The sequence below is a fragment of the Demequina iriomotensis genome, assembly GCF_000971395.1.
Taxonomy (GTDB): Bacteria; Actinomycetota; Actinomycetes; order Actinomycetales; family Demequinaceae; genus Demequina; species Demequina iriomotensis.
The window spans coordinates 260,300-271,742 of sequence record NZ_BBME01000011.1 but is presented as its reverse complement, the minus strand read 5'-3'; the positions used below and the strand labels follow the sequence as shown (position 1 = coordinate 271,742).

The window sequence follows — 11,443 nt, the reverse complement described above, 5'->3', positions numbered from 1 at the left end:
CGGGCCCGGTCCTCCTCGCGGGCCCGCGAGGAATGGGGCACCTGCGGTCGCTCCGGAGCGCAACTAATGCGTTGTGGGGCGCTCATCGTCGCGCGCCCGCGGCGGACGACCGCAGGCGCCCCCTGGCGAGCGCCGCGGTGAGGAAAGCGACGGTGAGCGCCCCATTCCGTGCGCGCTCCGTGCGCGCTCCGAGGGCGCTCCGTGGGCGGGTTCCGTGGGCGGGTTCCGTGGGCGTGTCCCCGGAATGCCCTGGCATCCTTCCCGGTTGGAGTGGATGTCCCATCACGCTCCCGGGCCGGGCACCGCTAGGCTCGGAACGTTCCCGGAAACCCGGCCGCGTCGCCTCCCTGGCGCCGCGGCCCGACCTTGGAGGAAGAATGGCCGACTACACGCTGCCGGACCTCAGCTACGACTACGGCGCCCTCGACCCGCACATCGCGGGCGAGATCATGGAGCTGCACCACAGCAAGCACCACGCCGCCTACGTGGCCGGCGCGAACACCGCCCTCGAGAAGATGGCCGGCGCGCGCGAGAGCGGCGACTTCGGCGCCATCGCGGGCCTCGAGAAGGCCCTCGCCTTCAACCTCGGCGGCCACACCAACCACTCCGTCTTCTGGACCAACATGTCCCCCGACGGCGGCGACAAGCCCGAGGGTGAGCTCGCGGCTGCCATCGACGAGCACTTCGGCTCCTTCGACGGCTTCCGCGCGCACTTCACCAACAACGCCATGACCATCATGGGCTCGGGCTGGTCGATCCTCGCGTGGGACACCATCGGCAAGAAGCTCATCATCGTCCAGCTCTACGACCAGCAGGGCAACGTGCCCGTGGGGCTCATCCCGCTGCTCATGCTCGACATGTGGGAGCACGCGTTCTACCTGCAGTACAAGAACGTGAAGGCCGACTACGTCAACGCCTGGTGGAACGTCGTGGACTGGGCCAACGTCCAGCAGCGCTTCATCACCGCCACGGCCACGCAGGGGCTCATCGTCGCGTAAGGCGCGCATCGTCCGCAGGGGCGGTCTCCCATCCGGGAGGCCGCCCCTGCGCCGTTCCGGTCCCGGTCCCTCGCACAGACCAGGCGCGACGCTACGGTGGGAGCATGCCGACCGACGACAGCGCCCCGGCCTCCGACCGTCTCCCGGCGGCCGAACGCCGCCCGATGATGTGGCTGCTGCTCGTCACGCTCGTGGTGCTGCAGTTCGGGTATCCCGTGACCTTCGGGGGCCGGGGGTGGACGATCGTCTACCTGCTGGCCTACATGGGCGTGGTGGTGTTCAGCGTCCGGCGCGCCAACGTCGATCGCCGACGCTACTGGCCCCTGCTGGTCGCCTCGCTCGCGCTCGTGGCGGGCGCCACGTGGTTCGCGTTCCAGCAGCACGACGAGACGGCCACCGCCGCCATGCTCACGGGCGTCGGCCTGCTCCAGCTCGCGCTCGTCGTCACGCTCACGGCCTCGCTGGTCCAGCCCCCGCCCCGTGCGCGCACCATCGACCTGCTGCTCGTGGCGGTCTCCGCGTACCTGCTGCTCGGCGGGGTGTTCGGGGTCGCCTCGGGCCTCATGGAGCTGTCGCACCCCGGCAGCTTCATGGACCCCAACGCCGCCGCGGGCGCCCTCACGTGGCAGGGTCTGCTCTATGGCAGCTACGTCACGCTCGCGACGCTCGGCTTCGGGGACATCGTGCCCGTGACCCCGTGGGCCCGGTCGCTGTGGTCGTTCGAGGCCGTGCTCGGCACGCTGTTCGTCGCCGTCGTGATCGCACGGCTGGTGGGCGTCGCCGGCTTCGCCCCGCGCGACACGACCGAGGCCTGAGCGCTACCGCCCGACGTACGCCGCCAGATGCTCCGCCGTGAGCGTCGCGCGCCCGCCCACCAGATCGGCCGGCGTGCCCTCGAAGACGATGCGCCCGCCGTCGTGGCCGGCGCCGGGGCCCAGGTCGATGATCCAGTCGGCATGCGCCATCACGGCCTGGTGGTGCTCGATCACGATCACGGTCTTGCCCGCGTCGACGAGCCTGTCGAGAAGCTCCAGCAGGTGGGCGACGTCGGCGAGATGCAGGCCCGTCGTGGGCTCGTCGAGCACGTAGACCCCGCCCTTGTCGCCCATGTGCATCGCGAGCTTGAGCCGTTGGCGCTCGCCGCCCGAGAGCGTGGTGAGCGGCTGACCGAGCGCGAGGTAGCCGAGGCCGACATCGACCAGGTTGCCCAGCACCTTCGCCGCGGGCGGGTTCTTGGCCTCGCCGTCGGCGAAGAAGGCGTGCGCCTGCTGCACCGGCATCTCGAGGACGTCGGCGATCGAGCGGCCGGCCAGCTGGTAGCGGAGCACGTCGTCGCTGAAGCGCCGGCCCTCGCAGGCCTCGCACACGCTTGCGACCGTCTCCATGACGCCGAGCTCGGTGTAGATCATGCCGGCGCCCTTGCAAACCGGGCACGCGCCCTCGGAGTTCGCGCTGAAGAGCGCGGGCTTGACGCCGTTGGCCTTGGCGAACGCCTTGCGGATCGGCTCGAGCACGCCGGTGTAGGTCGCCGGGTTCGAGCGGCGCGAGCCCCGGATGGGCTGCTGGTCGACGGTGACCACACCGGCATCGGCCGGGATCGCGCCGTGGATGAGGGAGCTCTTGCCCGAACCCGCGACACCCGTCACCACGGTAAGCACCCCGAGCGGGACGTCCACGTCGACGTCGCGCAGGTTGTTCATGGCCGCGCCGCGGATCTCGATGGCGCCCTGAGGCGTGCGCACGGTCTCCTTGAGCGCGGCCCGGTACCCGAGGTGACGGCCGGTGAGGGTATCGGAGGCGCGCAGGCCGGCGATCGTCCCCTCGAAGCACACCTCGCCGCCCGCACCGCCCGCCCCCGGGCCGAGGTCGACGACGTGGTCCGCGATGGCGATGGTCTCGGGCTTGTGCTCGACCACCAGCACCGTGTTGCCTTTGTCCCGCAGCCGCAGCAGCAAACCGTTCATGCGGGCGATATCGTGCGGGTGGAGGCCCACCGTCGGCTCGTCGAACACGTACGTGATGTCGGTGAGGGCCGAGCCGAGGTGGCGGATCATCTTGGTGCGCTGGGCCTCGCCGCCCGAGAGCGTGCCCGCCGCGCGATCGAGCGAGAGGTAGCCCAGCCCGATCTCGACGAAGGAGTCGAGCGTAGCCCGCAACGCCGCGAGCAGCGGAGCCACCGAGGGTTCGTCGAGCCCCCGCATCCACGCCGCGAGGTCGGAGATCTGCATCGACGCGAGATCCGCGATCGAGGCGCCCTCGATGGTGGCCGAGCGGGCGAGCGCGCTGAGCCGCGTGCCGTCGCAGTCGGGGCAAGCCGCGAAGGTCACCGCGCGATCGACGAATGCGCGGATATGGGGCTGCATGGCGTCCGGGTCCTTGGACAGCATGGACTTCTGGATCTTCGGGATCAGGCCCTCGTAGGTCATGTTGATGCCGGCGATCTTGACCTTGGTCGCCTCCTTGTACAGGAGGGCGTCGCGCTCCTTGGGCGAGTAGTCCCTCACCGGCTTGTCCGCCGCGAGCAAGCCCGACTCGGTGTACATGCGCACCGCCCAGCCATCGGCCGTGTAGCCCGGGATGGTGATCGCGCCCTCGCTCAGGGAACGCGACTCGTCGACGATCTGCGTGAGGTCCAGCTCGCTGATGCGGCCGGTCCCCTCGCACCGCACGCACATGCCGCCCATGACGCTGTACTCGCGGTGCTCGCGGACCGTCGAGCCGTCGGTGCGCGTCACGGTGGCGGAACCCGATCCGGACGAGGACGCGACGTTGAAGCTGAACGCCTGCGGCGGACCGACGTGCGGCGTCGCGAGCCGCGAGTACAGGATCCGGAGCATGGCGTGCACGTCCGTCGCGGTGCCGACTGTCGAGCGGACGTTGGCGCCCATCGGCTCCTGATCGACGATGATCGCCGTAGTCAGCCCCTCGAGGACGTCGACGTCGGGGCGCGACTGGCTGGGCATGAATCCCTGGATGAACGAGCTGTACGTCTCGTTGATCATGCGCCGCGACTCGGCCGCGATCGTGTCGAACACGAGCGAGCTCTTGCCCGAGCCGGACACCCCGGTGAACACCGTGATCCGACGCTTGGGGATGGTGAGCGTGACGTCCTTGAGGTTGTTCTCCCGCGCACCCTCGACCCGGATCAGGTCGTGGGCGTCGGCGGCATGCACGGCGTCGGTCATGAGGGGGCTCCCGTCGGTGGGGACGATGCGACGGGGACCATTGTGCCGTGCGGCACCGACATCGCGGCGTCGGCCGGCGAACGTCCGCGCCGTCCTCCCCCGCCGGAGCACGGAAACGGCCCGCCCCCACCGGGGACGGGCCGCCTCAGACGTCCGGGAATCAGTGCGCGTGCTGGCCGCGCGAGAACTCCATGACCCAGCCGACCAGGCCGATCACGCCCAGCACCACGGCCGGGGCCATGATCCACCAGCCGACGGCGAGCGCCACGAAGGACAGCGCCGCGCCGGCTCCGACCACGAGCGGCCACCAGCTCCACGGCGCGAACGTGCCCTGGACGCCGGCGTCCTCGGAGATCTCCGCGTCCTCCCGGTCCTCGGCGCGCTTGCCATGACGCTTCTCGAGCATCTTGAAGTACACGGCCACCATGGCGAACATGCCGCCGGTGAGGTAGATCGCGAGGAACCCGACCCACTCGGCCCAGTGCGTGAAGATGCCGTAGGCCGTGCCCGCGAGGAAGAAGAACGCCGCGGGGATGATGAAGATGTTCGCCTCAGTACGCATCGGCTCTCTCCTTACGCGACCGGCGCGTGATCCGTGGCGTCACGCTCGGCCTGGTAGTGGTCGCGCGCCGCGGCACCGGGGTGGTGCAGGTCGAACGCGGGGCGCTCCGAGCGGATGCGCGGGATGGACGTGAAGTTGTGGCGCGGCGGCGGGCACGAGGTCACCCACTCGAGCGAGTTGCCGAAGCCCCACGGGTCGTCGACCGTCACCTTCGGCGCACGCTTCGACGTGATGTACACGTTCCACAGGAACGGCAGCGTCGACAGCGCGAGCACGACGGCGCCGATGGTCGACACCTGGTTCATCCACTGGAAGCCGTCCTCGGGCATGTAGTCGACGTAGCGTCGCGCCATGCCGTGCGCGCCCAGCCAGTGCTGGATGAGGAACGTGGTGTGGAAGCCGACGAACAGGAGCCAGAAGTGGATCTTGCCCAGGCGCTCGTCCAGCATCTTGCCCGTGAACTTGGGCCACCAGAAGTAGAAGCCCGCGAACATCGCGAACACCACCGTGCCGAAGACGACGTAGTGGAAGTGCGCGACCACGAAGTAGGAGTCGGACAGCGGGAAGTCGAGCACCGACGAGCTCAGGATGATGCCGGTGAGACCGCCGAAGAGGAAGGTGACCAGGAAGCCGATCGACCACAGCATCGGCGTCTCGAACGTGATCTTCCCTCGCCACATCGTGCCGATCCAGTTGAAGAACTTCACACCGGTCGGGACCGCGATGAGCATCGTCATGAAGGAGAAGAACGGCAGCAGGACCGCGCCCGTGACGTACATGTGGTGCGCCCACACCGTCACCGACAGCGCCGCGATCGCGATGGTCGCGTAGACCAGGCCGTGATAGCCGAACAGCGGCTTGCGGGAGAAGACCGGGAAGATCTCCGAGACGATGCCGAAGAACGGCAGCGCGATGATGTACACCTCGGGATGCCCGAAGAACCAGAACAGGTGCTGCCACAGGATGGCGCCGCCGTTGTCGGGGTTGAACACCTGGGAGTGCAGCACGCGGTCCGAGCCGAGCGCGAACAGCGCCGACGCGAGCGGCGGGAACGCGAGCAGCACGAGCATCGACGTCACCAGGATGTTCCAGGTGAAGATCGGCATGCGGAACATCGTCATGCCCGGCGCGCGCATCGTCACGATGGTCGTGATGAAGTTGACCGAGCCGAGGATGGTGCCGAAGCCGCCGAGCGCGAGGCCGAAGACCCACAGGTCCCCGCCGACGCCGGGCGAGTAGATCGAGTTCGACAGCGGCGCGTAGGCGAACCAGCCGAACGATGCGGCGCCCTGCGGGGTGAAGAAGCCCGCCATCGCGATGACGCCGCCGAAGAGGTAGAGCCAGTACGCGAGCATGTTGAGGCGCGGGAACGCCACGTCGGGCGCGCCGATCTGCAGCGGCATGATGAAGTTCGCGAAGCCCGCGAACAGCGGGGTGGCGAACAGCAGCAGCATGATCGTGCCGTGCATCGTGAAGAGCTGGTTGTACTGCTCGGCCGACTGCACCACCTGCATGCCGGGCTCGAAGAGCTCGGCGCGGATCAGCAGCGCGAGCAGGCCGCCCACGATGAAGAAGAAGAACGACGTGATCAGGTACATGTACCCGATGGTCTTGTGGTCGGTGGAGGTGATCCACTTGATGACCAGCGAGCCGCGGCGCGTGGGGGCGACCGGGATGGAGACGGCGCGCTCGGCGTCGCCGGTCTCGAAGGGAACGGTCGTGGCCATCAGGAATCGGCCTCCTCGTGCTGCTCGGTCAGCTGGACCACCTGGTCGCGGCTGTAGTCGTCGACGCCGATCTGGCCGTCGTAGCCGGCCGCGCGGAGCTCCTCCATGTGGGCGTCGTACTCCTCACGCGACACGACGGCCACGTTGAAGAGCATCGAGGCGTGGTACTCGCCGCAGAGCTCGGCGCACTTGCCCTGGTACATGCCCTCCTCGGTCGGGATGACCTGGAAGGTGTTGGTCCGGCCGGGGACGGCGTCGACCTTGTAGAGGAACGCGGGGATCCAGAACGAGTGGATGACGTCGCGCGACTCGATGGTGAACTCGACGCGCTCGTCGACGGGCAGGTAGAGCGTGGGGAGCGTCTCCTCGACGCCCTCCTCGCCGGTCAGGGTCGCCTGGACGCCGGGATCGTAGACATCGTCGTCGATGTAGTTGAAGTCCCAGCTCCACTGCTTGCCGACCACGTTGATCTGGACGTCGGGGGTCTCGGACGTGTCGTGGATCGCGGCGATGTCCTCGGCGGTGTACTTGAACAGCACGCCGATCATGAGCAGCGGGACGATGGTGTACATCAGCTCGAGCGGGACGTTCGCGCGCGTCTGCACGGGGAGCTTGTTGTCCCCCTTGCGCTTGCGGTAGACCGCCACGCACCAGAGGATCAGGCCCCAGGTGATGACGCCGACGGTCAGCGCGGCGATCCAGGAGCCGTTCCAGAGCGTGATGATCCGCCCGGTCTGGTTGGTGATGTCAGGGGAACTCGGGAGGGCGCCGTTCTCGATGCCGTTGGCGCATCCTGCCAGGAGGGACGTCAGTCCCAGGACAGCGATGCCTGCCAGGGCTTTTCCGGGCACGCGGGGACGTGAAAGCAGGGACACACGGGCAGTGTAGCGCGCTGTACGGTGAAGCCATGCAGGCCGCACGCATGTTCCTGGACGCCTCGGGATCCGCTCCTTTGACGAACAGGACGCTCGAGGCGTTCCACGCCGGGCTGGCCGACGGATGGGCGGATCCCGCCCGTCTGCACACCGAGTCGCGTCGTGCCAGGCAGCTTGTCGACGCGGCCCGCGAGGCCCTCGCCGAGGCGCTCGGTTCACGCCCCGAGCACACCTTCCTCGCCCACTCCCCCCATGCCGCGATCGAGCGCGTCGCGGCCGGGATCTTCGCGGCGCGGCGGGGTCGCGACCGCATCGTCGCCACGGCGATCGAGCGCGACGCCACCCTTCACGCGGCCGACCACGTCGCTGCGGGCAACCTCACGCTGGTGCCCGTCGACCGCCTGGGCCACGTCGAGCTCGACGCGCTCGCGCGCGAGCTCGCGGTGCCCGACGTCGCCTTCGCCGCGGTCCAGCACGGCAACCATGAGATCGGCACGCTCCAGCGGCTCGACCGCGTCGCGGAGGCGACCGCCGCCGCGAAGGTGCCGCTCCTGGTCGACGCGACCGCGAGCATCGGTCACGGCCCGGCGCCGGAGCACTGGGACGCGATGGTCGCCAACCCCGCCGACTGGGGCGGTCCCGCGGGGCTCGGCGTCGTGGCGATGCGCCCGCGCACGCGCTGGCTGCCCGCGTGGCCGGAGGGCGACGACTGGGCGCCCGGAGGCGTGCTCGTGCCCGCGGTCCTCGCCGCGGCCGTGGCGCTCCAGGAGCGGCTCGAGCAGCTCGACGCCACCACGGCCAGGATGCGCGGGCTCGTCGACCGGGTCCGCTCGACCGCCGCCGGCTGGGCGGGCGTCGACGTCGTGGGCGACCCCAACGAGCGGCTCCCCCACGTGGTGACCTTCTCGTGCCTCTACGTCGACGGCGAGGCGCTGCTGTCGCGCCTCGACCGCGAGGGCATCGCCGTGGGATCGGGCTCCGCGTGCACCACCAGCACCCTCGAGCCCAGCCGCGTGCTCGCATCCGTGGGGGCCCTCAGCCACGGCAACGTGCGGCTCGGGCTGCACCCCGGCGTCACCGAGGAGCAGGTGTCCCGCCTGCTCGCGCTCATGCCGCGCGTCATCGCCGACCTGCGCACCGAGGCCGGCGCGCCGGGGCTCGCGTGAGCATGGACGATGCGCCGGTCGCCGGCGCGGGTCGCGTCACGGTCGATGCGGCGGGGCTCCTGTGCCCGCTGCCGATCATCGAGCTCGCGAAGGCCGCGCGCGGCCTGGAGGCAGGCACGGAGATCACCGTGATCTGCACAGACCTGGCGGCGCGGGTCGACGTGCCCGCGTGGGCGCGCATGACGGGCCACGAGTTCCTGGGGGAAAGCGAAACGGACGGCGAGGGCGTAGCCCTCACCGTCCGTCTGCGCTGAATCAGATCAGCTGAAGGAGTCTCCGCACGCGCAGGAACTCGAGGCGTTCGGGTTGTCGATGGTGAAACCCTGCTTCTCGATGGTGTCCGCGAAGTCGATCGACGCACCGTCGAGGTACGGGACCGACATCTTGTCGACAACGACCTCCACGCCGTCGAAGTCGCGGATCGCGTCCCCGTCCAGCGTGCGCTCGTCGAAGTAGAGCTGGTAGATGAGGCCCGAGCAACCGCCGGGCTGCACCGCGAGGCGCAGTCGAAGGTCGTCGCGGCCCTCCTGCTCGAGCAGGCTCCTGACCTTGGCCGCCGCAGCATCGGTGATGACGACGCCGTGCGACTTGGTCTCGGTTGCGATATCAGTCACTGACGCCTCCTCTCTCTCGGTGTTGTGTCAAGCGTACGCCGCCCGGCGGATATTCCGAACCCCGGCTCGCACCGGATGTAGACATGTCATCGAGCGGGGGTCCAGGTCTGCGCCACGCGGCGCACCTGATCGGCGAGGCCGCCCTCCCCCGCCGCGCCCTCGTGGGCGCCGGCGATCCCGGCGGCCATGAGGTCGCGCTTGCCCACCGCGAGCTCCGCCGTCACGACGACGCATGGAACGCCGCGGCGCGCCGCGAGGGACGATGCGGCGGAGGCGGCGCCGTGGTCGAGGTCCGCCGCGCGCAGGCGGTCGACCACGGCGACCACGACGTCCGCGTCGGCGGCCGCCCGGTCGAACCCCGTGAGCTCGGCCAGCGCACCCGCGGCCGGCGCCACGTGCGCGCCCATCGCGGCCAACGCGTAGGCGAGGCCGCCGGCGGCGCCGGTGCCTCGTTCGTCGGAGAGCCGGCCGGGGCCGACGAGCGTGCGTCGGGACGCGACGGGGTCGGCGGCCCTCGCGATCGCGGTCCAGCGCTCCTCCTGCGCCTGCGCGGCCGAGGCCAGCGCCGCATCGTGCTCGCGTCCGTCCCGCACGGCGGCGCTCATCCCCGTGAAGCCGAGCAACGGCCTGTCGGAGGTCACGAGCGCGACCATGCGGAGCGCGGACAGGTCGGCGCGCGCCGCCTCGAGGCCCCCGCCCCACAGGTCGACGGCGTCGCCCGCCGGCGGCGCATCCCCGAGCGGCACCACGATGCTGCGCTGCTCGCCGGCGGCCGCGAGCCCGAGCAGCGCGGCACGCAGCGCGGCAGGCTCCCAGCGCCCGTTGGCGGCAGGGGCGAGCACCACCGAGGCGCCCACGTCGCGGGCCGTCGCACCCCCCACGGCGCGCACCTCACCGGCCAGCGCATCGGCGCTGCGCGGTCCGCCGGAGGGCGTCGCGACCACCTGCAGCTCGACGTGCGAGGCCGCCGCCGACCAGGCATCTCGGACGATCCGGACGGTGTCGACGGGGGTGAGTCGCCCGGTGTCCGGGCGGAGCCAGCTCTGGGCGGCGATGGCGGCACGCATGGCCTCAAGTGTGCCCTGTCGCGCATGCGACAATGGCCGGATGACCCAGACCTTCTCTGAGCCCTCGCCGTCTGCGCTGATGCTCCTGGGCGAGCGTCGCGACCCCCTCTCGGAGCGTGGGGTCGACTGCCCGGGAACCCTTCCCTCCGCGTCGGACCCCGACCTGGTCGAGCGCGCGCGGGCCGCGAAGGAAGCGCTTGGCGACCGCGTCTTCATCCTGGGCCACCACTACCAGCGCGACGAGGTCATCCAGTTCGCGGACGTCACGGGCGACTCGTTCAAGCTCGCGCGCGACGCCGCGGCGCGCCCGGCGGCCGAGTTCATCGTGTTCTGCGGCGTGCACTTCATGGCGGAGTCCGCGGACATCCTCACGTCCGACGCGCAGCAGGTGATCCTGCCCGACATGGCGGCCGGCTGCTCGATGGCGGACATGGCGAACATCAACCAGGTGGACGATGCCTGGGCGCAGCTCGAGGAGGCCGGCATCGCCTCCCGCACGGTTCCCGTCACGTACATGAACTCGACCGCGGCCATCAAGGCGTTCTGCGGCGAGCACGGCGGCGTGGTCTGCACCTCGTCGAACGCCGAGGTCGCGCTCGACTGGGCCTTCGCGCAGGTCGGCGGCGTCGACGGCGACGGCAAGGTGCTGTTCCTGCCGGACCAGCACCTGGGCCGCAACACCGCCGTGCTGAAGCTCGGCCTGTCGCTCGACGACTGCATCGTCTGGGATCCCCGCAAGCCCCTGGGTGGCAACTCCCCCGAGGCCGTCGAGGCCGCGCGCATGATCCTGTGGAAGGGCCACTGCTCCGTGCACGGGCGCTTCCGCAAGGCCCACGTGGACCGCTTCCGCGAGGAGGTGCCCGGCATCAACGTGCTGGTCCACCCCGAGTGCGCCCACGACGTGGTGAACGCCGCGGACTTCGTCGGCTCGACCGAGTACATCATCAAGAAGCTCGACGCCGCGGAGCCGGGCTCGAGCTGGGTGATCGGCACCGAGCTCAACCTGGTCCGCCGTCTCGCGAACGCGCACCCCGACAAGGACATCCACTTCCTCGAGGACACGGTCTGCTTCTGCTCGACCATGAACCGCATCGACCTCCCGCACCTCGTGTGGGCGCTCGAGTCGCTGGTCGCGGGCGACGTGCCCAACGTCATCGTCGTCGACGACGAGACGCAGCGGCTCGCGAAGATCGCGCTCGACCGCATGCTCGCGCTTCCCGCCAAGAACCCCGCCAAGGACTGATCAGAA

11 protein-coding genes are annotated in these 11,443 nt (G+C 70.3%); 5 read left to right on the top strand and 6 right to left on the bottom strand.

The window, feature by feature from the left end:
• The first annotated feature begins 377 nt into the window (after positions 1-377).
• Both AOM09_RS06470 and AOM09_RS15515 read left to right on the top strand, forming a co-directional pair.
• Positions 378-998, top strand: coding sequence for a superoxide dismutase (locus AOM09_RS06470; RefSeq protein ID WP_062385792.1), 621 nt, complete (start codon positions 378-380; stop codon positions 996-998).
• Positions 999-1,102: 104 nt separating this feature from the next.
• Positions 1,103-1,813 carry a potassium channel family protein gene (locus AOM09_RS15515; RefSeq protein ID WP_062385789.1) on the top strand — a complete coding sequence of 237 codons (711 nt, stop codon included), beginning with the start codon at positions 1,103-1,105 and terminating at the stop codon, positions 1,811-1,813.
• A 3-nt stretch (positions 1,814-1,816) separates the two neighbouring features.
• Here AOM09_RS15515 and AOM09_RS06460 read toward each other — a convergent pair whose 3' ends face one another.
• The 4 genes from AOM09_RS06460 to ctaC all read right to left on the bottom strand — a co-directional run bounded on the left by AOM09_RS06460 (position 1,817) and on the right by ctaC (position 7,347).
• A complete protein-coding gene (locus AOM09_RS06460; protein ID WP_062385787.1) occupies positions 1,817-4,183 on the bottom strand; it encodes an ATP-binding cassette domain-containing protein in 2,367 nt (788 codons plus the stop codon).
• A gap of 160 nt (positions 4,184-4,343) precedes the next feature.
• The gene (locus tag AOM09_RS06455; protein WP_062385785.1) at positions 4,344-4,745 is read right to left on the bottom strand and encodes a cytochrome c oxidase subunit 4; all 402 of its coding nucleotides are present in this window, start codon (positions 4,743-4,745) and stop codon (positions 4,344-4,346) included.
• An 11-nt stretch (positions 4,746-4,756) separates the two neighbouring features.
• Positions 4,757-6,472 carry an aa3-type cytochrome oxidase subunit I gene (ctaD, locus tag AOM09_RS06450; protein WP_062385783.1) on the bottom strand — a complete coding sequence of 572 codons (1,716 nt, stop codon included), beginning with the start codon at positions 6,470-6,472 and terminating at the stop codon, positions 4,757-4,759.
• Positions 6,472-7,347 carry an aa3-type cytochrome oxidase subunit II gene (gene ctaC / locus AOM09_RS06445; RefSeq protein ID WP_156162266.1) on the bottom strand — a complete coding sequence of 292 codons (876 nt, stop codon included), beginning with the start codon at positions 7,345-7,347 and terminating at the stop codon, positions 6,472-6,474. Before ctaC ends, ctaD begins: the two co-directional genes overlap by 1 nt.
• Positions 7,348-7,379: 32 nt before the next feature.
• On the opposite strand from ctaC, the gene AOM09_RS06440 reads away from it, so the two are divergent.
• Both AOM09_RS06440 and AOM09_RS06435 read left to right on the top strand, forming a co-directional pair.
• Entirely contained in the window at positions 7,380-8,513 is a 1,134-nt protein-coding gene (locus AOM09_RS06440; protein WP_062385781.1) for a cysteine desulfurase family protein, read from the top strand.
• Positions 8,514-8,515: 2 nt separating this feature from the next.
• Positions 8,516-8,767, top strand: coding sequence for a sulfurtransferase TusA family protein (locus AOM09_RS06435; RefSeq protein WP_062385779.1), 252 nt, complete (start codon positions 8,516-8,518; stop codon positions 8,765-8,767).
• 6 nt (positions 8,768-8,773) lie between these two features.
• Here the strand turns inward: AOM09_RS06435 and erpA are convergent, their stop codons facing one another.
• Both erpA and AOM09_RS06425 read right to left on the bottom strand, forming a co-directional pair.
• A complete protein-coding gene (erpA, locus tag AOM09_RS06430) occupies positions 8,774-9,127 on the bottom strand; it encodes an iron-sulfur cluster insertion protein ErpA (RefSeq protein ID WP_082098899.1) in 354 nt (117 codons plus the stop codon).
• An 86-nt stretch (positions 9,128-9,213) separates the two neighbouring features.
• Positions 9,214-10,194: a glycerate kinase gene (locus AOM09_RS06425; RefSeq protein WP_062385777.1), complete on the bottom strand. Its 981-nt coding sequence runs from the start codon at positions 10,192-10,194 to the stop codon at positions 9,214-9,216.
• A 40-nt stretch (positions 10,195-10,234) separates the two neighbouring features.
• On the opposite strand from AOM09_RS06425, the gene nadA reads away from it, so the two are divergent.
• Positions 10,235-11,437, top strand: coding sequence for a quinolinate synthase NadA (nadA, locus tag AOM09_RS06420; protein ID WP_062385775.1), 1,203 nt, complete (start codon positions 10,235-10,237; stop codon positions 11,435-11,437).
• The last annotated feature ends 6 nt before the right edge of the window (positions 11,438-11,443 follow it).